Annotated in this window: 23 protein-coding genes and 1 tRNA gene; 10 read left to right on the forward strand and 14 right to left on the reverse strand. The window is 65.0% G+C overall.

What is annotated here, in order from left to right:
- The first annotated feature begins 35 nt into the window (after positions 1 to 35).
- From secA to AC1Q9M_RS06565, 4 genes are all read left to right on the forward strand, one after another.
- Positions 36 to 2,795 (forward strand): preprotein translocase subunit SecA, encoded by a 2,760-nt coding sequence (secA, locus tag AC1Q9M_RS06550; RefSeq protein WP_492432979.1) that lies wholly within the window; start codon positions 36 to 38, stop codon positions 2,793 to 2,795.
- A 78-nt stretch (positions 2,796 to 2,873) separates the two neighbouring features.
- The gene (argJ, locus tag AC1Q9M_RS06555) at positions 2,874 to 4,121 is read left to right on the forward strand and encodes a bifunctional glutamate N-acetyltransferase/amino-acid acetyltransferase ArgJ (protein WP_444688432.1); all 1,248 of its coding nucleotides are present in this window, start codon (positions 2,874 to 2,876) and stop codon (positions 4,119 to 4,121) included.
- Positions 4,118 to 4,996 (forward strand): ATP-binding protein, encoded by an 879-nt coding sequence (locus tag AC1Q9M_RS06560; protein ID WP_492432981.1) that lies wholly within the window; start codon positions 4,118 to 4,120, stop codon positions 4,994 to 4,996. Before argJ ends, AC1Q9M_RS06560 begins: the two co-directional genes overlap by 4 nt.
- A complete protein-coding gene (locus tag AC1Q9M_RS06565; RefSeq protein WP_382323372.1) occupies positions 4,993 to 5,445 on the forward strand; it encodes an NUDIX domain-containing protein in 453 nt (150 codons plus the stop codon). The genes AC1Q9M_RS06560 and AC1Q9M_RS06565 overlap by 4 nt, the downstream gene beginning before the upstream one ends.
- Before the next feature lie 30 nt (positions 5,446 to 5,475).
- Here the strand turns inward: AC1Q9M_RS06565 and AC1Q9M_RS06570 are convergent, their stop codons facing one another.
- The 8 genes from AC1Q9M_RS06570 to AC1Q9M_RS06605 form a co-directional block, all read right to left on the reverse strand.
- Positions 5,476 to 5,679 (reverse strand): DNA gyrase inhibitor YacG, encoded by a 204-nt coding sequence (locus AC1Q9M_RS06570; RefSeq protein ID WP_382161355.1) that lies wholly within the window; start codon positions 5,677 to 5,679, stop codon positions 5,476 to 5,478.
- 8 nt (positions 5,680 to 5,687) lie between these two features.
- On the reverse strand, positions 5,688 to 6,443 hold the full coding sequence (gene zapD, locus AC1Q9M_RS06575; RefSeq protein ID WP_291121446.1) for a cell division protein ZapD: 756 nt from the start codon (positions 6,441 to 6,443) through the stop codon (positions 5,688 to 5,690).
- A 43-nt stretch (positions 6,444 to 6,486) separates the two neighbouring features.
- Complete coding sequence (coaE, locus tag AC1Q9M_RS06580; RefSeq protein WP_382323374.1) at positions 6,487 to 7,101, reverse strand: dephospho-CoA kinase; 615 nt, start codon at positions 7,099 to 7,101, stop codon at positions 6,487 to 6,489.
- Complete coding sequence (locus tag AC1Q9M_RS06585; protein WP_492432984.1) at positions 7,098 to 7,961, reverse strand: prepilin peptidase; 864 nt, start codon at positions 7,959 to 7,961, stop codon at positions 7,098 to 7,100. The genes coaE and AC1Q9M_RS06585 overlap by 4 nt, the downstream gene beginning before the upstream one ends.
- Positions 7,961 to 9,178 carry a type II secretion system F family protein gene (locus AC1Q9M_RS06590; RefSeq protein WP_291121454.1) on the reverse strand — a complete coding sequence of 406 codons (1,218 nt, stop codon included), beginning with the start codon at positions 9,176 to 9,178 and terminating at the stop codon, positions 7,961 to 7,963. Before AC1Q9M_RS06590 ends, AC1Q9M_RS06585 begins: the two co-directional genes overlap by 1 nt.
- Positions 9,179 to 9,219: 41 nt before the next feature.
- Positions 9,220 to 10,953 carry a type IV-A pilus assembly ATPase PilB gene (pilB, locus tag AC1Q9M_RS06595; protein ID WP_382161347.1) on the reverse strand — a complete coding sequence of 578 codons (1,734 nt, stop codon included), beginning with the start codon at positions 10,951 to 10,953 and terminating at the stop codon, positions 9,220 to 9,222.
- A gap of 158 nt (positions 10,954 to 11,111) precedes the next feature.
- A tRNA-Pro gene (locus AC1Q9M_RS06600) sits at positions 11,112 to 11,188 on the reverse strand.
- A 51-nt stretch (positions 11,189 to 11,239) separates the two neighbouring features.
- Positions 11,240 to 12,169: a polyprenyl synthetase family protein gene (locus tag AC1Q9M_RS06605; protein ID WP_382325896.1), complete on the reverse strand. Its 930-nt coding sequence runs from the start codon at positions 12,167 to 12,169 to the stop codon at positions 11,240 to 11,242.
- Positions 12,170 to 12,433: 264 nt separating this feature from the next.
- On the opposite strand from AC1Q9M_RS06605, the gene rplU reads away from it, so the two are divergent.
- The 4 genes from rplU to proB all read left to right on the forward strand — a co-directional run bounded on the left by rplU (position 12,434) and on the right by proB (position 15,430).
- Positions 12,434 to 12,745 (forward strand): 50S ribosomal protein L21, encoded by a 312-nt coding sequence (gene rplU, locus AC1Q9M_RS06610; RefSeq protein WP_382161335.1) that lies wholly within the window; start codon positions 12,434 to 12,436, stop codon positions 12,743 to 12,745.
- Between the two features lie 13 nt (positions 12,746 to 12,758).
- Entirely contained in the window at positions 12,759 to 13,016 is a 258-nt protein-coding gene (gene rpmA / locus AC1Q9M_RS06615; protein WP_297397423.1) for a 50S ribosomal protein L27, read from the forward strand.
- Positions 13,017 to 13,156: 140 nt separating this feature from the next.
- The gene (cgtA, locus tag AC1Q9M_RS06620) at positions 13,157 to 14,230 is read left to right on the forward strand and encodes an Obg family GTPase CgtA (protein ID WP_382161332.1); all 1,074 of its coding nucleotides are present in this window, start codon (positions 13,157 to 13,159) and stop codon (positions 14,228 to 14,230) included.
- 69 nt (positions 14,231 to 14,299) lie between these two features.
- Positions 14,300 to 15,430, forward strand: a complete 1,131-nt coding sequence (gene proB, locus AC1Q9M_RS06625; protein ID WP_382325898.1) for a glutamate 5-kinase — start codon at positions 14,300 to 14,302, stop codon at positions 15,428 to 15,430.
- A gap of 21 nt (positions 15,431 to 15,451) precedes the next feature.
- On the opposite strand, the gene AC1Q9M_RS06630 is transcribed toward proB, so the two are convergent.
- Both AC1Q9M_RS06630 and AC1Q9M_RS06635 read right to left on the reverse strand, forming a co-directional pair.
- A complete protein-coding gene (locus tag AC1Q9M_RS06630) occupies positions 15,452 to 15,988 on the reverse strand; it encodes a CNP1-like family protein (RefSeq protein ID WP_382323377.1) in 537 nt (178 codons plus the stop codon).
- Complete coding sequence (locus AC1Q9M_RS06635; RefSeq protein ID WP_291114902.1) at positions 15,985 to 16,626, reverse strand: RNA pyrophosphohydrolase; 642 nt, start codon at positions 16,624 to 16,626, stop codon at positions 15,985 to 15,987. The genes AC1Q9M_RS06630 and AC1Q9M_RS06635 overlap by 4 nt, the downstream gene beginning before the upstream one ends.
- 182 nt (positions 16,627 to 16,808) lie before the next feature.
- Here AC1Q9M_RS06635 and AC1Q9M_RS06640 point away from each other — a divergent pair, with 182 nt between their 5' ends.
- Together AC1Q9M_RS06640 and AC1Q9M_RS06645 are read left to right on the forward strand one after the other, a co-directional pair.
- Complete coding sequence (locus AC1Q9M_RS06640; RefSeq protein ID WP_444688429.1) at positions 16,809 to 18,554, forward strand: proline--tRNA ligase; 1,746 nt, start codon at positions 16,809 to 16,811, stop codon at positions 18,552 to 18,554.
- On the forward strand, positions 18,551 to 19,180 hold the full coding sequence (locus AC1Q9M_RS06645) for a lytic transglycosylase domain-containing protein (RefSeq protein WP_492432989.1): 630 nt from the start codon (positions 18,551 to 18,553) through the stop codon (positions 19,178 to 19,180). Before AC1Q9M_RS06640 ends, AC1Q9M_RS06645 begins: the two co-directional genes overlap by 4 nt.
- A gap of 14 nt (positions 19,181 to 19,194) precedes the next feature.
- Here the strand turns inward: AC1Q9M_RS06645 and AC1Q9M_RS06650 are convergent, their stop codons facing one another.
- The 4 genes from AC1Q9M_RS06650 to prfA form a co-directional block, all read right to left on the reverse strand.
- On the reverse strand, positions 19,195 to 20,199 hold the full coding sequence (locus AC1Q9M_RS06650) for an AAA family ATPase (protein WP_492432991.1): 1,005 nt from the start codon (positions 20,197 to 20,199) through the stop codon (positions 19,195 to 19,197).
- Between the two features lie 184 nt (positions 20,200 to 20,383).
- Complete coding sequence (gene grxD / locus AC1Q9M_RS06655) at positions 20,384 to 20,707, reverse strand: Grx4 family monothiol glutaredoxin (RefSeq protein WP_291114910.1); 324 nt, start codon at positions 20,705 to 20,707, stop codon at positions 20,384 to 20,386.
- Between the two features lie 52 nt (positions 20,708 to 20,759).
- Positions 20,760 to 21,599: a peptide chain release factor N(5)-glutamine methyltransferase gene (prmC, locus tag AC1Q9M_RS06660; RefSeq protein WP_382161310.1), complete on the reverse strand. Its 840-nt coding sequence runs from the start codon at positions 21,597 to 21,599 to the stop codon at positions 20,760 to 20,762.
- Positions 21,596 to 22,684: a peptide chain release factor 1 gene (gene prfA / locus AC1Q9M_RS06665; RefSeq protein ID WP_382323380.1), complete on the reverse strand. Its 1,089-nt coding sequence runs from the start codon at positions 22,682 to 22,684 to the stop codon at positions 21,596 to 21,598. Before prfA ends, prmC begins: the two co-directional genes overlap by 4 nt.
- Positions 22,685 to 22,699: the final 15 nt, after the last annotated feature.

The raw sequence follows: 22,699 nt of genomic DNA on the forward strand, positions 1-22,699 counted from the left end.
GGAATCCACAGGGTGTCCGGCGCAGGCCCGCACGTATGGCCACAAACTTCCTCACCAAAATCTTTGGTAGCCGCAATGACCGTCTTCTGAAGACCTATCGCAAGACGGTGGAGCGCATCAATGGACTGGAGTCGAAGTTCGAGCAGCTCAGCGACGACGAGCTGAAGGCGCAGACAGAGGCGTTCAAGCAACGCATCGCCCAGGGCGAAGCCCTGGAGGCCTTGTTGCCCGAGGCGTTTGCCGTGGTGCGCGAAGCGAGCAAGCGCGTCATGAAGATGCGCCACTTCGACGTGCAACTGATGGGGGGCCTGGCGCTGCACCATGGCAAGGTGGCCGAGATGCGCACCGGCGAAGGCAAGACGCTGACCGCCACGCTGCCGGTCTACCTCAACGCACTGACAGGCAAGGGTGTTCACGTCGTTACCGTCAACGACTACCTGGCCAGCCGCGATGCCCAGTGGATGGGCCGGCTGTACAACTTCCTCGGCCTGACCGTGGGCATCAACCTGCCTCAGGCGCCGCGCGAGGACAAGCAGGCCGCCTACCGCGCCGACATCACCTACGGCACCAACAACGAATACGGCTTCGACTACCTGCGCGACAACATGGTCTACGAGGCCGCCGACCGCGTGCAACGGGGCCTGAACTACGCGATCGTGGACGAGGTGGATTCCATCCTGATCGACGAGGCCCGCACACCCCTGATCATCAGTGGCCAGGCCGAAGACCAGACCCAGGTCTACCTGGCGATCAAGCAGCTGGTGCCCCACCTGGTGCGACAGGAGGGCGAGGCCGATCCGCGCACGGGTGAAGGGGTGATCAAACCCGGCGACTTCACCGTGGACGAGAAGGCGCATTCCATCCACATGACCGAGCAGGGCCATGAGAATGCCGAGCGCCTGCTGAGCCAGGCCGGCCTGTTGCCCGAAGGGGCTTCGCTGTACGACCCCGCCAACATCGCGCTGCTGCACCACCTGGTGACCTCGCTGAAGGCGCACCACCTCTACCACCGCGATCAGCACTACGTGAACCAGAACGGCGAGATCGTCATCGTCGACGAGTTCACGGGCCGTCTGATGTCGGGCCGTCGCTGGAGCGACGGCCTGCACCAGGCCGTGGAAGCGAAAGAAGGCGTGGCCATCCAGCCAGAGAACCAGACGCTGGCGTCCATCACCTTCCAGAACTATTTCCGTCTCTACAGCAAGCTCTCGGGCATGACCGGCACGGCCGACACCGAGGCCTACGAATTCCAGGAAATCTATGGCCTGGAGACGGTGGTGATCCCGCCCAACCGGCCGAGCAAGCGCAACGACCAGCTGGACCGGGTCTACAAGACCACCAAGGAAAAGTACGTCGCGGCGATCGAGGACATCCGCGAGTGCCACGAGCGCGGCCAGCCGGTGCTGGTGGGCACTTCGTCGATCGAGAACTCCGAGATCATCGCCAGCCTGCTGCAGGCCGAAAAGCTGCCGCACGAGGTGCTCAACGCCAAGCAGCACGCCCGTGAGGCCGACATCATCATCCAGGCCGGCCGGCCTGGCGCGATCACCATCGCCACCAACATGGCCGGTCGCGGCACCGACATCGTGCTCGGCGGCAACCTCGAGAAGATGGTCGACGCGGTGCAGAACGACGAGTCACTCGACGACGCGACCAAGGCGGCCCGCATCGAGGCGATCCGCCAGCAATGGCAACAGGACCACGAGAAGGTCAAGGCGCTGGGCGGTCTGCGCATCATCGCGACCGAGCGCCACGAATCGCGCCGCATCGACAACCAGCTGCGCGGCCGTTCGGGCCGCCAGGGCGACCCTGGCTCCTCGCGTTTCTATCTGAGCCTCGACGACTCGCTCATGCGCATCTTCGCGGGCGACCGCGTGCGCGCGATCATGGACCGCCTGAAGATGCCCGAGGGCGAGGCGATCGAAGCCGGCATCGTCACGCGCAGCATCGAGAGCGCGCAGCGCAAGGTCGAGGCGCGCAACTTCGACATCCGCAAACAGCTGCTGGAGTACGACGACGTTTCCAACGACCAGCGCAAGGTGATCTACCAGCAGCGCAACGACATTCTGGACGCCACGTCGCTGCGCGCGCAGATCGATGCACTGCGTGAAGGCTGCTTCACCGACCTCGTGCACCAGTACGTGCCCGAGGGCAGTGTGGAAGAGCAATGGGACCTGCCCACGCTCGAGCGTGTGCTGCGCGAGGAGTGGGCCGTGGAAGCGCCCGTGTCTAGCTGGGTGGCCGATGCGGAAGCCATCGATGTCGAGGAAATCGTCGAGCGCGTGCAGGCGGCGGCCAAGACGGTCTTCGAGGGCAAGGTGGCGCTGGTGGGCGAGGAGAACTTCACCCAGTTCGAGCGCGTGGTGCTCCTTCAGACCATCGACAGCCAATGGCGCGAACACCTCTCGGCCCTGGACTACCTGCGTCAGGGCATCCACCTGCGGGGCTATGCGCAGAAGCAGCCGAAACAGGAGTACAAGCGCGAGGCTTTCATGCTGTTCGGCCAACTGCTCGACAGCGTCAAAAACGACGTCACCCGCGTGCTCATGAACGTGCGCGTGCAATCGGCCGAACAGATGGCCGAGGCGGCCGAGCGGCTGGAAGAGCGCGCCGAGCAGATCGCCAACGTGACCTACACCGCCCCGACCGAAACGGGCGAGGCCGAGACCATCGCCGATGCGGCCATTGCCGCGGCCGCGCGCCCTGCGGGCGACGTGCCGCGCGTGGGGCGCAACGATCCCTGCCCCTGTGGCAGCGGCAAGAAATACAAGCACTGCCACGGCAAGCTGGACTGACGGTGGCGTGAGGGCGGCCCCCCAGGGTGCCCGCCGTCGCGCGGCCGTCGGACATCACGGTACATCCACGGAGTTCACATGCCTGTTCAACTCAACGCCCCCTTGGCCACCGATCTGCTGCCCGTCGCGGGTGTGCGCATCGGTGTGGCGCAGGCGGGTATCCGCAAGGCCAACCGCAAAGACCTCACGGTGTTCCTGCTCGATGAAGGCTGCGCCGTGGGCGCGGTGTTCACGCAGAACCGCTATGCGGCCGCACCGATTCAGGTGTGCCGGGACCACCTGGCGTCCGGGCAGTCGATCCGCGCGCTGGTGATCAACACCGGAAACGCGAACGCCGGCACCGGTGAACCGGGCCTGGCCAACGCACGCCAGACCTGCACCGCGCTGGCGCGCTCGCTCGGTCTGCACCACGAACAGGTGCTGCCGTTCTCGACGGGCGTGATCATGGAGCCGCTGCCGCTGGACCGTCTGCTGGCCGGCCTGCCGCTGGCGCTGGCTGACGCGGCACAGCCTCAGACCGAGGGCGGCGCGCAATGGCTCTCCGCGGCTCAGGGCATCATGACCACCGACACCTTGCCCAAGGCCTTCAGCCAGCGCTTCGAGCTGGACGGGCGGACCCTCAGCGCCACCGGCATTGCCAAGGGCGCGGGCATGATCCGGCCCAATATGGCCACCATGCTGGGTTTCCTGGCCACGGACGCCGCCGTCGCGCCCGAGCTGATGAATGCGCTGGCGCGCCGCCTGGCCGATGCTTCCTTCAACCGCGTCACCGTGGACGGCGACACCAGCACCAACGACTCCTTTGTCGTGGTGGCCACCGGGCGGGCGGGCAACACACCCATCACCGATCTGGAGAGCCTCGCAGGGCGTGCGCTGCTGGCGGCACTCACCCCGGTGGCGCGGCAGTTGGCGCATGCCATCGTGCGCGACGGCGAAGGCGCCACCAAGTTCATCACCGTGCAGGTGGACGGTGGCCGCGACGCCTCGGAATGTCTGCTGGCCGCGTACGCGGTCGCTCACTCGCCCCTGGTGAAGACGGCGTTCTTCGCCAGCGACCCGAACCTGGGCCGCATCCTGGCAGCGGTGGGCTACGCGGGCATTCACGACCTGGATGTCAACGGCATCGATCTGCACCTTGGTGACGTGCATGTGGTCAGCGCCGGTGGGCGCCACCCGGCCTACAAGGAAGAGGACGGCCAGCGTGTCATGAAGCAAGCCGAGATCCTGGTGCGAATCGGGCTGGGCCGGGGTACGGCGAGCGAGACCGTGTGGACCTGCGACTTCAGCCACGAGTACGTGACCATCAACGCCGACTACCGGTCATGAACGAGCACTTCGAACGCCTGCTGCAGCGCGCCGAGCAGCTCATCACCCGGATCGAGGCGGTGCTGCCGCAGCCCATGTCGGCGCCCGACTGGGCCGCCGCCGTGGCCTGGCGTTACCGCAAGCGCAGCAGCGGCCATGGCGTGCTGGAGCCGGTGCGACACGTGGGTGCGATGCGCCTGGACGATCTGCAGGAGATCGACGGGCAGAAGGAAAAAATCCAGCGCAACACCCTGCAGTTCGTGCAGGGGCTGCCGGCCAATAACGTGTTGTTGACCGGTGCGCGCGGTACCGGCAAGTCCTCGCTGGTGCGCGCCTGCCTTAACGAATACGCGCCGCAAAGCCTGCGGCTGATCGAGGTGGACAAGTCCGACCTGGTGGATTTGCCCGACATCGTCGAAGTGGTGGCTGAGCGGCCGGAGCGTTTCATCGTGTTCTGCGACGACCTCAGTTTCGAGGATGGCGAGCCAGGCTACAAGGCGCTCAAGTCCATCCTGGATGGCTCGGTTTCGGCCGCGAGCCCCAACGTGCTGATCTATGCCACCAGCAACCGCCGCCACCTGCTGCCCGAGTACATGAAGGAAAACCTCACCTACACGCACACGGCGGATGGCGAGGTGCACCCGGGCGAGGTGGTGGAGGAAAAGATTTCCCTGTCGGAGCGCTTCGGCCTCTGGGTGAGCTTCTACCCGTTTAGCCAAGACGAGTACCTCACCATCGTCGCGCAGTGGCTCAGCTCGATGGGTGTGCCTGCCGCTGACATTGCGGCGGCGCGGCCCTTGGCACTGGTCTGGGCACTGGAGCGCGGTTCGCGCAGCGGTCGGGTGGCCTACCAGTTCGCGCGCGACTACGCGGGCACCCACGCCATCCAGGCATGAGCGCGCCGGTGTTGGTGGTCGATGCCGACCAGGACGCGCCGCGTCCTGCCGATCGGCCCGTGGTGGACGTGGCCGTTGGCGTGCTGATCGCTCCCGATGGTGCTTTCCTGCTGACATCCCGTCCACCGGGCAAGGTGTATGCCGGGTACTGGGAGTTTCCGGGCGGCAAGCTGGAGGCGGGTGAAACCGTGGAGCAGGCGCTGCGGCGCGAACTTCAGGAAGAGATCGGCCTGACCATCGGCACCGCGCACATCTGGAAAGTGTCGATGGTGGACTACCCGCATGGACTGGTGCGGCTGCATTTCTGCAAGGTGCGCGACTGGACCGGTGAGCTGCAGATGCGCGAAGGCCAGCAGTTTGGCTGGCAAACCCTGCCGGTGTCGTGTGCCCCTGTGCTGGCCGGTACCGTGCCTGTGCTGGAATGGCTGGCGGCCGAACAGACGGTTTGAGGTCGGTCTGCTGAACCGCGGGAGGCGGTTTCAGCTTTGTTCGAAGCCGGGGTCGCTCTGACCTTCCTTTTCCGGCAGGCCGAATTCCTCGTTCGCCCAGGCACCCAGGTCCATCTGCTTGCAGCGCTCGCTGCAGAACGGACGGTACGCGTTGCTCGGCGCGTAGATACTGGGCCCGCCGCAATTCGGGCAGCGGACGGTTCTGACGGGTGTGTGGGTGGCTTTGTCGCTCACGGCCGACCTCAGGCGCACAGGGTCAGTTCAAACGCGGCGTCCTCCTGCGCTGGATGCAGGCGGTCGTCTTCGCCGTGGCGCATCAGGCGCACCGACAGCATCAGCCGGTTGCCGCTGATTTCGGGGATGAGCCCCGTGGACGGGTCGATGCGCAAGCGCAGCAGCTGGAAGCTGCGGCCCTGCGGCAGGGTCAGCTGGAACTGGCCACCCGGCGCGACCACCTTCTGGGCCGAACCCGATTCGCGCAGCATCTTGAGCAACTGCACGATGGACTCGGCCAAGGGCGCCAGCGGTACCGACCAGCGATGCAGATCGGCCCGGCGTTCCTCCGCGCTCCGGTGCTGCCAGTGGTAGTAGCCGGGCAGATCAAACTCGCAGGTGCCGCCTGGAATGCCGATGCGGCTGCGGATGCTCATCAGCCAGTCGTTCTCAGTCAGGGCCTGGCCGGTCTTGCCGGTCATTTCGCTCAGTTGCGTGAAGCAGTCTTCCAGCTTCTGGATGACCTCTTCCAGGGCCTGCTCCGCGATCATCGGATTGCCGCGAAAACCGATGAGTTGCTGCTTGTGCCGGTCCAGATCCTTGAGCACATCCGACTTCATGTCGGCCCGGGCCGCCACGTCCATGATCTCGAAGATGGTCTGGATCGCATAGTGGTGATCCAGCGGGTGGCTGCGGGGCACCAGTTCCACCATGCGACGAAACAGCTGTTCAAGCCGCAGGTAGGTGCGAATGCGTTCGTTGAAGGGGTAGTCGTACAGGATCACGGCAGCGGGGCGGTCGCGGGACGGAGCGGCGGGTGGGGGTTCATCATAGCCCGAACCGCTTGGCCAGGGCCTCAGCGGCGCGCTCCAGCAGGGCCAGGTCGTCGGCGTCGTTGAAGACCACGAGGTCGGCCGCGGCCAGGCGCAAGGCACGCGGACTCTGGTTGCGCATCACGGCTTCGGTGGTGGTGGCGTCCCATCCACTGCGAGCGTTCACGCGGCGGATCTGCGTGGTGGGCGAGCAGTCGACCACCAGCACGCGGTCCAGCTGAGGCCGCCAGCGTGGGGACTCGACGAGCAGAGGCACATCGAACACCAGACAGGCAGAGGCCGATGCCTGGGCCTGGCGCTGGATTTCCGCGCCCACCAGCGGATGGATGATGTGCTCCAGCGTGTGGCGGGCTTCGGGGTGTGCGAACACGTGATCGCGCATGCGCTGCCGGTCGAGGGCGCCATCTGGAGCCAGGAATGCCGGGCCAAAGGTGTGTGCGATGGCGGGCATCGCGGCGCCGCCGGCTTCGGTGCTGCGGCGGGAGATGGCGTCGGCATCGATCACACCGGCGCCACGGGCCTGCAGCAGGCGCGCCAGCGTGCTCTTGCCACTGCCAATGCCACCGGTGAGTCCCAGCCGCAGGGGCGGCCTGTGAGGCGTCTGGCTCACAGGCCGATGGCGGCCAGAATGGCCGAAGGGCCAAAGACCATCGAGGTCAAGCCGGCCAATGCCAGGAAGGGGCCGAAAGGCACATAGCCTCCCTCGCGCAGGTTGCCTTTGAGTTTGATGGCGATGCCCACCACGGCACCGATCACCGAGGCCATCAAGATCACCGGGATCAACGCTTGCCAGCCGAACCACGCGCCGAAGGCGGCGAAGAGCTTGAAGTCACCGTAGCCCATGCCTTCCTTGCCCGTGATCAGCTTGAAGGCCCAGTACACCAGCCAGAGCGACAGGTAGCCTGCCACAGCCCCCCAGAGAGCGTCCGGGAGCGCGGTGTCTGTCAGTCGCAGACCTGCTGCGCACAGGCCGGCCCACAGCAAGGGAAGGGTGATGTCGTCGGGCAGCAGCGTGGTGTCCCAGTCGATGCACGCGAGTGCCAGCACCGCCGCAGAAAAGCCGCACCAGGCCAGGGCCTCCCAGCCCAGCCCCCATTGCCACCCGCACCAGGCGAACAGGACCGCGGCCGTCAACTCTACCGCCGGATAGCGTGCGCTGATCGGCGCGTTGCACTGGCTGCATTGGCCGCGCAACGCGAGGTAGCTGAACACCGGGATGTTCTCGAACCAGCGGATCTGATGTCCGCAATGCGGGCAGCGCGAGCGCGGCACCATCAGGTTGAATGTTTCAGCTTCTGGTGAGGCCGCTGCCGGATTCTCTACCGTGTTCTGAAGATCCGCGCATTCGGCCGCCCAGCGCAGTTCCATCATCTTGGGCAGGCGGTGAATCACCACATTGAGAAAGCTGCCCACCAACAAGCCGAGCAAGCCCAGCAGCGCCGCGCCCGGCACGCCCGCTTCCGCCAGCATCAAACCACCTGGCCCAGCTTGAAGATGGGAAGGTACATCGACACCACGATACCGCCAATGACGGTCCCCAGCACGACGATGATGATGGGCTCCATCAGGCTGGAGATGCCCGCCACCATGTCGTCGACCTCGGCTTCATAGAAGTCGGCGGCCTTGCCCAGCATGTGGTCGATGGAGCCCGACTCCTCACCGATGGCGCACATCTGCAGCACCATGGATGGGAAGATGTTGGCATTGGTCATGGCGTTGGTCAGGCTGGTGCCGGTCGACACCTCCTGCTGGATCCGTTCGGTGGCGATGGCGTAGACCGAGTTGCCCGATGCACCACCCACCGAGTCCAGTGCTTCCACCAGGGGCACGCCCGCCGCGAACATTGTCGCCAGCGTGCGCGTCCAGCGGGCGATGACCGATTTTTCGATCAATGGACCAAAGATCGGCAGCTTGAGCAGCAGGCGGTCCATGAACCGCTGCACCTTCTCATTGCGCCGCCAGGCCTGCATGAAAAAGTAGAAGCCGCCACCGAGGACGCCAAAGATCAACCACCAGTACTCGGTGAAGAACTCGCTTATCGCGATCACGAACAGGGTCGGCGCGGGCAGATCGGCGCCGAAGGAGGAGAACACCTCCTTGAACGAGGGGATCACGAAGATCATGATGATGGTCACCACCACGAAGGCCACGATGATCACGGCGATCGGGTACATCAGCGCCGACTTGATCTTGGACTTGAGCGCCTCGGTCTTCTCCATGTAAGTGGCCAGGCGGTCCAGCAACTCCTCCAGAATACCGGCGGCTTCACCGGCTTCCACGAGGTTGCAGTACAGGCTGTCAAAGTACAACGGGTGTTTGCGAAACGCCGAACTCAGCGAGGTGCCGGTTTCCACATCGGTGCGGATGTCGTTGAGCAGCTTGGTGACGCTGGGGTTGGCGTTGCCCCGGCCGACGATGTCGAACGCCTGGAGCAGGGGCACACCGGCTTTCATCATGGTGGCCAGCTGGCGCGTGAAGATGGCAATGTCCTTGGGCTTGATGCGCTTGCCCGAACTCATGCGGCGCTTCTTGACCTTGCCGGGCACGATGCCCTGGCGCCGCAGCGCAGCCAACACCTGGTTTTCTCCCGCGGCCCGTGTTTCTCCACGCACGGTCTTGCCGTTGCGGTCTTTGCCCTCCCACTCGAAGACGGCGTCCTTGACGTTCTTGGATACTGCGGTTGCCATGGTGTCCCTCTATCCCTCTGAGCCTTGTGTCTGGAACTGCATCACTCGTTGGTCACGCTGAGCACTTCTTCCAGCGAAGTCATGCCCAGCTTCACCTTGAGCAGACCCGATTCGCGCAGCGTGCGAACGCCCTCCTTGCCGGCCTGCTGGGCAATGTCGAGCGCGCTGCCACCACGCAGGATGATGCGTTGGATTTCTTCCGAAATGGGCATCACCTGGTAGATGCCGACGCGGCCCTTGTAGCCGTTGTTGCAGGCCGAGCACCCCACGGGCTTGTAGGGCGTCCAGGTGCCATCAAGGTCTTCCGGCTTGAATCCGGCGTCCACCAGGGCCTTGCGCGGTACGTCCAGCGGCGCCTTGCAGGTGGCGCACAGGCGACGGGCCAGCCGCTGGGCGGTGATCAGGATCACGCTGGAGGCGATGTTGAACGTGGGAATGCCCATGTTCATCATCCGCGTCAGTGTGGTCGGCGCGTCGTTCGTGTGCAGGGTGGACAGCACCATGTGACCGGTTTGTGCGGCCTTGATCGAGATGTCCGCCGTTTCGAGATCGCGAATCTCACCCACCATGATCACGTCGGGATCCTGGCGCAGAAATGCCTTGAGGGCCGCCGCGAAGGTCAGGCCCGCCTTCTCGTTGACGTTGACCTGATTGACACCCGGCAGGTTGATTTCCGACGGATCTTCCGCCGTGGAAATGTTGATGCCTGGCTTGTTCAGGATGTTCAGGCAGGTGTACAGCGACACCGTTTTCCCCGACCCCGTGGGGCCGGTGACCAGCACCATGCCGTATGGCCGGCTGATCGCGTTCAACAGCCGCTCTTTTTCCTCGGGTTCGTAGCCTAGGGCATCGATGCCGACCTTGGCGCTGCTCGGGTCCAGAATACGGATCACGATCTTCTCGCCGAACAAGGTGGGCAGGGTGCTGACCCGAAAGTCGATCACGCGGTCCGGTCCGATCTTGAGTTTCATGCGCCCGTCCTGGGGCACACGCTTCTCCGAGATGTCCATGCGGGAGATCACCTTGATCCGCGACGCCAGCTTGTCCTTGATCACGATCGGCGGCGACGCAATTTCACGCAGTTCGCCGTCCACCCGAAAACGGACCCGGTAGTTGTGCTCGTAAGGCTCAAAGTGCAAGTCGGATGCCCGCATGTTGAATGCGTCAATCAGCATCTTGTGCAGGAACTTGACCACGGGCGCGTCGTCGACCTCCGACGCCTTGTCGGTCACGTCGCTCACGCTCGTCTCGGTGGCCGCCTCGTCGAACTCGAACTCGCCACCGATGATGTTGTCCATCGTGTCGTTGACGCTCGTGGTCTGGGTCTCCACCAGTTTGCTGAGCTTGTCGTACTCGGCAATCACCCAGTCCACGCCCATCTGGGTCGCGAACTTGATCTTCTCGGCGGCCTGTTGGTCGGCTGGATCGGCCGTGGCCACCATCAAGCGGTTGTTGCGTTTGCTCAGGACGACGATGCGGTAGTCGCTGCAAATCTTGGGATCCAGCAGGCCGGCGGGCAGGCGTTGCACGTCGATCGCGTCCAGATCGAGCAGTGGCGCGGCAAAAGCCACCGACATGGTGTGGGCCAGATCCGAAGCGGACACAGCCCCTGAGCCGGTCAGCTCTGCGATGAAGCTGGAGCGGCCGCTTTGTGCTTTGCGATAAAGATCTTCAGCCGCCTTCTGGCCAAGCTTCCCCGCAGACACAAGCGCGCGGCCCAGGCCTGGCAAGGCCATGGACGGGGTCTCCTGGGGGACGGTTTCGACGGACGCCATAGATTTCTATTTATCGTAAATCAAGGACTTGCCCGCCATTATTGAGGCAACTTGTGTCGGAAATGCGGATTCCCCCGCTGGCCGTTGTATCGAGGACGCGAAATCCGACCGGCCGGTCGTTGGCTCGGTCTGAACGGCAATGTCTGAAAGGGGGAAACTGGTCGGGGTGAGAGGATTCGAACCTCCGGCCTCTACGTCCCGAACGTAGCGCTCTACCTGGCTAAGCTACACCCCGATGGACCGAAAATGGTCGATCGTCTGAAGGCCGTTGGCCTTCCGTGGCTGCTCAAGATCGACGCTCAAGCAGGCCAGCCGCCAATTGTAGCAAAGCTGCGCTGTAGGCATTGACCGGCAGTTGCTTGGCGGCCTCGATTGCCCGTTGGGCCTCCGCGTGCGCACTGACCCGAGCCGCATCCAGGGCACCCGTTTGAAGAATGATGTCCCTGATGGCATCGAGGTGCGCCACGTCGCCCTGTTCGATGGCCTGACGCAGCAGCGCCTTCTGCGCCTCGGAGCCGGAACGCAGGGCGCAAATGATGGGCAGCGTGACCTTGCCCTCGCGCAGGTCATCCCCCAGGTTCTTGCCCAGTTCATCGGCACTGCCCTCGTAGTCGAGCACGTCATCGATGACCTGAAAGGCAGTGCCCAGGGCCTGCCCGTACTCCGCGCACAGGGCCTCGGTATGGGCATCCGTGCCCGCCAGGATGGGCGCCAAGCGGGCGCTGGCTTCGAACAGCTTGGCCGTTTTGGAGCGGATCACGCGCAGGTACGCGGCCTCGTCGATGGTGGCGTCGTGCATGTTCATGAGTTGAAGCACTTCGCCTTCGGCGATCACGTTGGTGGCGTCGGACAGCACCTGCATCACGCGCATGTCGTTGATGTCCACCATCATCTGAAAGGCGCGGGAGTAAAGAAAGTCACCCACCAGCACACTGGCGGCATTGCCAAACCGCTCGTTGGCGGTCTCGCGCCCCCGGCGCAAGGTGGACTCGTCCACCACGTCGTCGTGCAGCAGGGTCGCGGTGTGAATGAACTCCACGACGGCCGCCAGCGTGTGGCGCTGGGGGTTCTGGCTGTTGATCGCGCCGCTGACCAGCAGCAGCAAGGCCGGGCGCAAGCGCTTGCCGCCCGCCGAGATGATGTACTGAGCAACTTCCCGGACCAGCGGTACCTCGGTGGTCAGGCGTTCGCTGATGACTTGGTCCACCCGCTGCATGTCGGGCTGGATCAGCTCCAAGGGGCTGGCGGGGGAATTGATGGGGGTGGTCAAGGTGGAAACGCGGGATCGGTAGGGGGTGTCGGGCCGGGTTGGGATTATAGGAACGGTGCCCCAGGCCCTCTGAAAATGGCCGCGCCAGCGAGCCGAAAAGGCTGTGGCATGCCAGCCGCTTGCCGGTTTTCCGGGCACATGCTAAAATCTAAGGCTCGGTGGAATTGGGTCCGCCGGGCTTCCATTCGTGGAATTTTTAAAGAGGTTCATATGTACGCGGTCATAAAAACCGGTGGCAAACAGTATCGTGTTGCTGCTGGCGAAAAAATTAAAGTAGAACAGATTGCTGCGGATGTGGGCCAAGAGATCGTGTTTGACCAAGTACTCGCTGTCGGCAACGGCACCGATATCAAGGTTGGCACTCCCTTGGTTTCCGGCGCAACGGTCACGGTCACGGTGTTGGCCCACGGCAGGCACGACAAGGTCAGCATCTTCAAGATGCGCCGTCGCAAGCACTACCAGAAGCGCCAAGGGCACCGTCAGAATTTCACCGAACTGCAGATTGCTTCGATCGCAGCCTGAGGAGTAAGTCAACATGGCACAGAAAAAAGGCGGCGGCTCAACGCGAAACGGGCGCGATTCCAAGCCCAAGATGCTCGGCGTGAAGGCGTTTGGTGGCGAGCTGGTCAGTGCTGGCTCGATCATCGTGCGTCAGCGCGGTACCAAATTCCACCCCGGCATGAACGTGGGCGTGGGCAAGGACCACACCATTTTTGCAACGGTCGATGGCCACGTGAGCTTCGCCATCAAAGGCGCGCTGAACCGTCAGGTTGTCAGCATCACCCCCGTCTGAGCGGGCGTGCTCCCGTGCTGCAAGATTGAAAAATCGGTGCAGTGCGATGAGGCACATGTGATACGTTGAATGCAAAAGGCCCGCCCGTGCGGGCTTTTTGTTTGGCCCTTCTCTAGCAGTTCCTTCCTGGAAAGCATGTCATGAAATTTGTGGACGAAGCCACGATCGATGTCGCTGCGGGCGATGGCGGCAATGGCTGCGCATCTTTCCGGCATGAAAAATACAAAGAGTTCGGGGGGCCCGACGGCGGCGACGGTGGCCGTGGTGGCCATGTGTACGCCGTGGCGGACGCCAGCCTGAACACCCTGGTGGATTTCCGGTTCACCCGCCGCTTCGAAGCGCATCGCGGCGAACACGGCAAGGGTTCGGACATGTTTGGCGTCAAGGGCGACGACATCGTGCTCAAGATGCCGGTCGGCACCATCATCGCGGATGCGGAGACCGGCGAAGTGCTGTTCGAGTTGCTGCAGCCCGGTGAACAGGTGACGATCGCCAAGGGGGGCGATGGTGGCTTCGGCAACATGCACTACAAGAGTTCGACCAACCGGGCGCCGCGTCAGAAGACGCCCGGCTGGCCAGGCGAGAAGCGCAGCTTGAAGCTGGAGCTCAAGGTGCTGGCCGATGTCGGCTTGTTGGGCATGCCCAACGCGGGCAAGTCGACCTTGATCGCGGCCATCTCCAACGCGCGCCCCAAGATCGCCGACTACCCTTTCACCACTTTGCATCCCAATCTGGGTGTGGTCCGCGTCGGGCCGGAGAAGAGCTTCGTGGTGGCCGATGTACCCGGGCTGATCGAAGGGGCGTCGGAGGGCGCTGGCCTGGGACACCAGTTCCTGCGGCACCTGCAACGCACGCGCCTGCTGCTGCACATGCTGGATGTGGCGCCCTTCGATGAAGGGGTCGATCCTGTCGCGCAGGCCAAGGCCATCGTGGCGGAGTTGAAGAAATTCGATCAGAAGCTGTACGAGAAACCTCGTTGGCTTGTGCTCAACAAGCTGGACATGGTGCCCACCGAGGAGCGGGAGGCCCGGGTCAAGGACATCGTGAAACGCCTGAAATACAAGGGGCCCGTCTTCGAAATTTCAGCGCTTACCCGCGAGGGTTGCGAACTGCTGGTGCAGAAGATCTACCAGCACATCGCGCAGGTGCATCAGTCGATGCAAGCGCCGGTGGATGTGGATCCCCGCTTCGTGAATGGTCCTGACACTCACTGACTCCGAGCCCATTTGCCCATGGACATCGCCTCAACCTCTTCGCCTGTTGATTCAATGAATGTGCATGGCATGGCCCCGGCGGCCGTGTTCAAGACCGCTCGCCGCATCGTGGTCAAGGTGGGTTCCAGCTTGGTGACCAACGAGGGCCGCGGCCTTGACGAAGAAGCCATCGGGCAATGGAGTCAGCAATTGGCGGCCCTGGTGCAGCAGGGGCGTGAGGTCATCATGGTCAGCAGCGGCGCGGTGGCCGAAGGCATGAAACGCCTGGGCTGGACCGTGCGGCCCAAGGAGATCAACGAACTTCAAGCTGCGGCGGCCGTAGGGCAGATGGGCCTGGTGCAGATGTACGAGACCAAGCTGCGCGGTTGTGGCGTCGGCAGCGCGCAAGTGCTGTTGACGCACGCCGACCTCGCGGACCGTGAACGTTATCTCAATGCCCGCTCGACCCTGTTGACATTGCTCCAGCTGGGCGTGGTGCCGGTGATCAACGAGAACGACACCGTCGTCAACGACGAAATCAAGTTTGGCGACAACGACACACTGGGCGCGCTCGTGGCCAATCTGGTGGAGGCCGACGTGCTCGTGATCCTGACCGACCAGAAGGGCTTGTACACGGCCGATCCCCGGCGCGATCCTTCCGCTCAGTTTGTTCACGTGGCCCGCGCTGGCGATGCACGCCTGGAAGCCATGGCGGGCGGCGCGGGCAGCGGCATTGGCAAGGGCGGCATGATCACCAAGATACTGGCCGCCAAACGCGCCGCCGGTTCCGGGGCCTCCACGGTCATCGCCTGGGGCCGCGAGCCCGACGTGCTGTTGCGACTGACGGCGGGTGAAGCCATCGGCACCTGCCTCGTGGCCCAGACACCCAAGCACCAGGCGCGCAAGCGCTGGATTTCCGATCATTTGCAGTTGCGTGGCGCCGTCGTGGTGGACGATGGCGCGGTCGGCAAGATCGTGGGCGAAGGCAAGAGCCTGCTGCCTATCGGCATGACGGGCGTCGACGGCGAGTTCTCCCGAGGGGATGTGATCGCGGTGCGCGATGCGCGCGGGGCCGAAGTGGCGCGCGGATTGGCCAACTACGCGAGCAGCGAGGCCCGGCTCATCTGCCGCAAGTCATCGCAGGACTTCGAGCGTTTGCTGGGTTACGTGGCTGAACCCGAAATGATCCACCGCGACAACCTCGTCCTGGCGCGCGGCTAAGGCCAGCGCCCCCGGGCCCGCTCAGCGCGTTTCCGGGCGGCCGTGTTTGAGGGTGTGCAGGATTTTCTGCGCGCTGCCGTTGATGGTTCGGCCTTCGCAGATGCCCGCCCGTGCCAGCAACATGGCGGGGCGGGTGGGTCCGGAGAACGACAGCTCTTGCCATGCTTCCTTGGCGTTGACGTTCCAGCTGGACGCGTTGTTGTTCCAGCGTCCATAGGTCTTGACTTCGGCCGTCTGGCAACGCAGGCCCTGGTACAGCACATTGAGCGCCCCGCTGGAGCTGCGGGCGACCAGCACATAGCGCACCACACCGTCCTCGCCCACGCTCAAGGTCTTGGGGTCGATACCGTAGCTCAACGCCGTACCGGCTGAGACCTCGAAGGCCTGCAATTGGTCGATGCTGAAAGTGGGCGGCGGCTTGACCGCCGCTTCCTGCCACGCAGGGGCGTCCGGGTCGTCTCGCAATTGGGCCTGCAATGCAGGGCTGAAACCCAGAAACGAAATCAGGGCCGCTGCGACGGACAGGCATCGCGGCAACCGGTGGCGGGCAGAAGTCATTTGTGTTCGATGTGGGCAGAGCGGGAGCCGCTCTGCGGGTCGGGATCAAAACTGGCGCCCGGGGGCAGCTCCAGGCCCGGCGGTGGGGCCGACAGGGACGAGGATTCGGGACTTTCGTCGTGGCGGTGGCGGGAGCCACCGCGCAGGTAGCGGTTGCGGGTGTCGTTCTTGGGCAGGTAGCGCGAGAGTTCGGTGAGCGCCATTTCGTAGACGCCTCGTTTGAACTCCACGACCACGTCGAGCGGTACCCAGTAGTCGTGCCAGCGCCAGGCGTCGAACTCCGGATGGCTGGTCGCGCGCAGGTTCAGGTTCCAGTCCTGCGCCACGAGGCGCAGCAGGTACCAGATCTGTTTCTGCCCCTTGTAGTGGCCGCGTGCATCGCGGCGGATGAAGCGGTCCGGCACTTCGTAGCGCAACCAGTCGCGCGTGCGGGCGACGATGCTCACGTGCTCGGGCATGAGCCCGACTTCCTCGTGCAACTCGCGGTACATCGCCTGCTCAGGTGTCTCGCCTCTGTCGATGCCACCTTGCGGAAACTGCCAGGAGTGTGAGCGGATGCGCTTGCCCCAGAACACCTGGTTTCGCTGGTTGAGCAGAATGATGCCGACATTGGGCCTGAAGCCTTCTCTGTCAAGCATAATCAACCCCAAATTTTTAAACTGTGTTCATTATGCATCGCGGCATGCAAGTTGCGAAGTGATCACACACCTGTTGCATCTCCGGGCGCAGGTGGGCCGTCCAGATCGCCGGATGCGCCGTTCTCCCGGTTCCCACCTCCGATGTACCGCAACACTGCCTCGCGGCAGAACCCAGCTCGCCCATGAAAGCCTCCCAGTTCCTGATTTCCACCCTCAAGGAAGCCCCGGCCGACGCGGAAGTCGTCAGCCACCAGCTGATGACGCGCGCCGGCATGATCAAGAAGCTCGGCGCTGGCATCTACAGCTACATGCCCATGGGCTTGCGCGTGATCCACAAGGTGGAGGCCATCGTGCGCGAAGAAATGAACCGGGCAGGTTCGGTGGAGCTCACCATGCCGGTGATCCAGCCGGCGGAGTTCTGGCAGGAAACCGGGCGCTTTGACAAGATGGGGGCCGAGCTGCTGCGCATCAAGGACCGGCACGACCGAGATTTCGTGGTGCAACCCACCAGTGAGGAAGTGGTCACTGACATTGCACGCCAGGATTTCCGCAGCTACAAGCAGTTGCCCAAGAACCTGTACCAGATCCAGACCAAGTTCCGTGATGAGCGGCGCCCGCGTTTCGGCCTCATGCGGGGCCGCGAATTCATCATGAAGGACGCCTACAGCTTCGACCGGGACGAGTCGACAGCCAAGCTGAGCTACCAGGTGATGGCCGCGGCCTACCGGCGCATCTTCGACCGGTTCGGCCTGCGCTACCGCGCCGTGGCGGCCGACAGCGGCGCCATCGGCGGCGATCTGAGCGAGGAATTCCAGGTGATCGCCGCGACCGGGGAAGACGCGATCGTCTACTGCCCGGCGAGCGACTACGCCGCCAACATGGAAAAGGCCGAGGCGCTGGCGCCGGCTGGACCGCGCCCCGCGGCAGCCAACCCCATGGTCAAGACGCCCACGCCCGGCAAGGCCACCTGCGCCGACGTGGCCACGCTGCTGGGCGTGCCTCTGGCCACCACGGTGAAATCGCTGGTGTTGGCCACCGACGAACTCGACGAGGCGGGCGAGGTCGCCAAGAGCCAGGTCTGGCTGTTGCTGCTGCGCGGCGACCACGACATGAACGAAGTCAAGGTGGCAAAGGTGCCGGGGCTCAACGCCGGCTTCCGGTTCGCCACCGGCGCCGAGATCGATGCGCACTTCGGCTGCAAGCCAGGTTACCTGGGCCCGATCGGCCTGAAGAAGCCGGTGAATCTCGTGGTCGACCGCGAGGTGGCCGTGTTGGCGGACTGGATCTGCGGGGCCAACGAGCCGGACTTCCACATGACCGGTGTGAACTGGGGCCGCGACCTGCCCGAGCCGACCCTGGTGGCGGACCTGCGCAACGTGGTCGAAGGCGATGCCTCGCCCGACGGCCAGGGCGTGCTGGCGATCGAGCGTGGCATCGAGGTCGGCCACGTGTTCTACCTGGGCACGAAGTACAGCAAGGCCATGAACGCCACCTTCCTGGGCGAGGACGGCAAGCCCGCGCATTTCGAGATGGGCTGCTACGGCATCGGCATCACGCGCCTGCCGGCCGCGGCGATTGAGCAGAACCACGACGAACGCGGCATCATCTGGCCCGACGCGCTGGCGCCATTCACGGTGGTGGTCTGCCCCATCGGCATGGACCGCAGCCCCGAGGTGAAGGTCGCCGCCGAACAGCTGTACAGCGAGCTGCTGGCGGCTGGCGTGGATGTGATCCTGGACGACCGGGGCGAGCGCCCCGGCGCCATGTTCGCGGACTGGGAGCTCATCGGTGTGCCGCACCGCGTCACCATCGGCGACCGCGGCCTCAAGGCCGGGCAGGTGGAATACCAGCACCGCCGCGATGCCGCCGCCACCCAGGTGGCGTTGGGCGAGGTGGTGGCGCTCCTGAAGGGCAAGCTGGGCGCATGAAGCCGCTGGTCTGGTCGCGCCGCGACTGCCTGCTGGCTGCCGGCGCGCTGGGCCTGGGCTCTCTGTCCCCGGTCGCGCACGCCGGTGGCCAACTGGAAGAGCCCCTGGCCGATTCGGTGCGCGGTGCCTTGAGCGCTGCGATCGCCAACAGCGCGCCGCCCGTGCCCGAGTTCACCGACCTGGAAAAACGCCTGGCCTATCTGCGCTGGCTGGGCGCTTCTAGCGACCGGCTGCAGCGCCGCAAGCCGGATTTCCAGACCCGCATCGAGTTCCTGCAGACCCTCTGGTACGAAACCCGGCGCGCGGGGCTGGACACCACCCTGGTGCTGGGGCTGGTGCAGGTCGAGAGCGCGTTCCGCAAGTTTGCCATTTCGCACGTGGGCGCTCGGGGCTACATGCAGATCATGCCGTTCTGGTCGCGCCTGATCGGCGACGGCGATGCCAGCCGGCTCTTCAACATGCAGACCAACCTGCGGTTTGGCTGCGTGATCCTGCGCCACTACCTGGACCGCGAACGCGGTGATACCTTCCTGGCGCTCGGCCGCTACAACGGCAGCCGGGGCCGCGCCGAGTACCCGAACGCGGTCTATGCCGCGGCCAGGAACTGGGCCCACCCGGACGCCTGAGCGCGCCAGGCCGTTTACTGAAGAAAGCCGATGCGGCCTTTGCCCGCGCCCGCGCGAGGCAGATCTTCGGGTTCGATGCGATAGCGGTTGTCCAGCCGCGCATTGCCAAAGCCGGTGACGAGCGCGCGGCGCATCTCCCGCGGCGCGAGCGTCGCCAGCAAATCCAGCACGTCGTTGGCCGGTTCGGGGTCAAAACGCTGGCCCCAGTCGTGCTCCCCCAGAATGCCCCGGTAGAGGTGGGCCGCGATCTTGCGCGCGGCCTCGGGTGAGGGCGGCGAGATCTCGTACACGTTCATGCGGTTCATGATGGGCTCGGGGATGCCGCGCTCGTGGTTGGCCGTGGTGACCCAGATCACCTGGCTGGCGTCGATCGGCACTTCCGCGAACTCGTCGACGAAGCTCTGCGCCGTGTCGTGTTCCAGCAGGCCGTAGAGCGCACCCAGCGGGTCGTACTGCGCGTCCGCAGCCGCCTTGTCGATCTCGTCCACCACGATCACCGGGTTCGCGTACTGCCCATCCACCAGGGCCTCGAACACCTTGCCGGGCTTGGCGCCTTTCCATTGCGAGGACGAGCCCGAGAGCAGCCAGCCGGCCGTCATGGAACTCATGGGCACCAGGCTCATGCTCGTGCCGAGCAGGTCGGCGAGCTGGCGCGCGAAGTGGGTCTTGCCGACGCCGGGCGGGCCCAGCAGCAGGATGGGTGTGACTTCCAGGCTGTCGCGGCTGTCCTGGCTCAGCGCCACGTGGCGCTTCACATCGTCGAGCACTTCACCAAAATTGGGCAGCAGGTCGTAGAGCGGTGCCATGTCGGGCACGCCCGAGGGCTTGACCGCGAAGCGCTGGGGACCGCGCTCCAGCATGCGCTGCCAAGTGTTTCGAAGGCTTTCGTAGTCGCGTTCGTTGCCGCTGGCTTGCAGGTGGGCCAGCTTGCGCTCGACGTCGTCGGCGCTGAACACGCTGCGCATCTGGGCGATGGGCAGACCGAGGGAGGGTGAAGCGACCAGGCTGCGAGAGCTCATGCGATTCTCCTTGAGGTTCGGTGGCGATTTCATTCAAGCACACAACATGCCCGACCTCAATGCAGAAATGCCCGGCAAAGTCACCGCATTCCGAAAGATGGGCACGAGGTGTGCGAAATCGCGCACCAGAAACAACAAGGCCACCCGAAGGTGGCCCTGGCTGGCGCACGAGAGGAGAACGGGATCAGGCTTCGCCGTTGATGACCTGTTGCAGTTCGCCGGACTGGTACATCTCCATCATGATGTCCGAGCCGCCGATGAACTCACCCTTGACGTAGAGCTGCGGGATGGTGGGCCAGTTGCTGTATTCCTTGATGCCCTGGCGGATGCCGTCGTCTTCGAGCACGTTGACGGTGGTCAGCGTTTTCGTCTCGACGCCACAGGCCTTGAGGATCTGGATCGCACGGCCGGAGAAGCCGCACATGGGGAAGCTCGCGTTGCCCTTCATGAACAACACGATGTCGTGGGATTTGACCAGCTGGTCGATTCGGGTTTGCGCGTCGCTCATGGCTGAAAGTCCTTCTGCGGAAGGGTCTGGAGAGACCCGGAAACGGCTCACATTATCGCCGCTGCGGCCACTGGCCGCCGCTGCAGCGCTCAATGCCCGGGAGGTCGGCGCGGCTGCCGACCTGTGTGAAGCCGGCCGCCTGGAGCAGGCTGCGCACCGCGCCGGCCTGGTCGTGCCCATGCTCGAGCAGCAGCCAGCCCCCCGGGTTCAGGGCGGCGGGCGCGGTGGACACCAAGGCCCGGATGTCGTCCAGGCCGTCGGGGCCGGCGGTCAGCGCCGAGCCGGGCTCGTGGCCGAGCGCCGCCAGATGGGCGTCGCCTTCGGCGATGTAGGGCGGGTTGCTGGCGATCAGGTCGAAGTGCTGTGCCGGCACCGCGGTGAGCCAGTGCCCGAGGTGGAAATCCACCGCCAGGCCCAGCCGATCGGCGTTCGCACGGGCGACGGCCAGCGCATCGGGGCTGGCGTCCGTGGCCGAGACCACGGCGCCCGGGCGCTGGGCCTTGAGGGCCAGTGCGATGGCGCCGCTGCCGGTGCCCAGGTCGAGCACGCGGGCGGCTGCCGGCAGCGCATCCAGCACATCCAGCGCCCAGCTCACCAGGGTTTCGGTGTCGGGCCGTGGCACGAGCACGCGCGGGTCCACCTGGAGCGTGAGGCCGAAGAATTCCTGGTCGCCGCGCAGGTAGGCCATGGGCTCGCCGTGCCGGCGGCGTTGCACCAGGGCCGCGAGGCGGGCGGCCGCCTCGGCGTCCATCGCGTCGCCGTCGTGCGCCAGCAGCCAGGCGCGGTCGTGGGGGCTGCGCTGCAGGGCCAGCAGCAGCAGCATCTGCGCGTCGATCCGGTCCAGGCCGTCGCGCTGCAGGTGCGTCAGGGCTTCGCGCAGCGTGGTGGTCATGCGCCGTTGCGTTGTTCGAGCTCGGCCAGCAGCTCGGTGCCGCGCGCGACCTGCAGGGCGTGGATCACCTCGTCCAGATCACCTTCCATCACCTGCAGCACCTTGTACAGCGTGAGGTTGATGCGGTGGTCGGTCAGGCGGCCCTGCGGGAAGTTGTAGGTGCGGATGCGGTCGCTGCGGTCGCCGCTGCCGATCAGGCCCTTGCGCGTGGCGGCTTCGGCGGCTGCGCGCTCGCTGCGGTCTTTTTCCTGCAGGCGCGCCGTGAGCACCTGCAGCGCCTTGGCCTTGTTGCTGTGCTGCGATCGGCCGTCCTGGCATTCGGCGGTGATGCCGGTGGGCAGGTGGGTCACGCGCACGGCGGAGTCGGTCTTGTTGATGTGCTGGCCGCCCGCGCCACTGGCGCGGAAGGTGTCGATGCGCAACTCGCTCGGGTTGAGCTGCACCGCCTGGGTCTCGTCGGGTTCGGGCATCACCGCCACGGTGGCCGCACTGGTGTGGATGCGGCCCTGGGTCTCGGTGGCGGGCACGCGCTGCACCCGGTGGCCGCCGGACTCGAAACGCAGCCGCCCATAGGCTCCGGGGCCCGCGATGCGCAGCACCACTTCCTTGTAGCCGCCGAGCTCGCTGGGCGACTCGCTCACGGTCTCCACCTGCCAGCGCTGCTTTTCGGCGTAGCGCGTGTACAGGCGGGCGAGGTCGCCGGCGAACAGGGCCGACTCGTCGCCGCCGGTGCCGGCGCGGATCTCGACGAAGGCGTTGCGCTCGTCGTCCGGATCCTTGGGCAGCAAGAGTTGCTGCAAATCGATGTCCAGCTGCGCCAGGTCGGCCTCGGCACTCTGGATTTCCTCCTGCGCCATCTCGGCCATGTCAGGGTCGTCGAGCATTTCCCGCGCCGTCGCCAGGTCGGTCTCGCGTTGGAGATAGCGGTTGAACACCTCGACCACCGTGGAGGCCTCGGCGTGTTCGCGGCTCAGCGCGCGGAAGCGATCCATCTGGTCGACGACGTCGGGCGCGGACAGCAGCGCATCGAGCTCGTGCAGTCGGGCTCGCTGGCGCAGCAGGGTGTCACGGACGAAGGGTTTCATGGTGGGGCACGGAGA

The sequence above is a fragment of the Hydrogenophaga sp. GW823-FHT04C09 genome, from assembly GCF_058796355.1.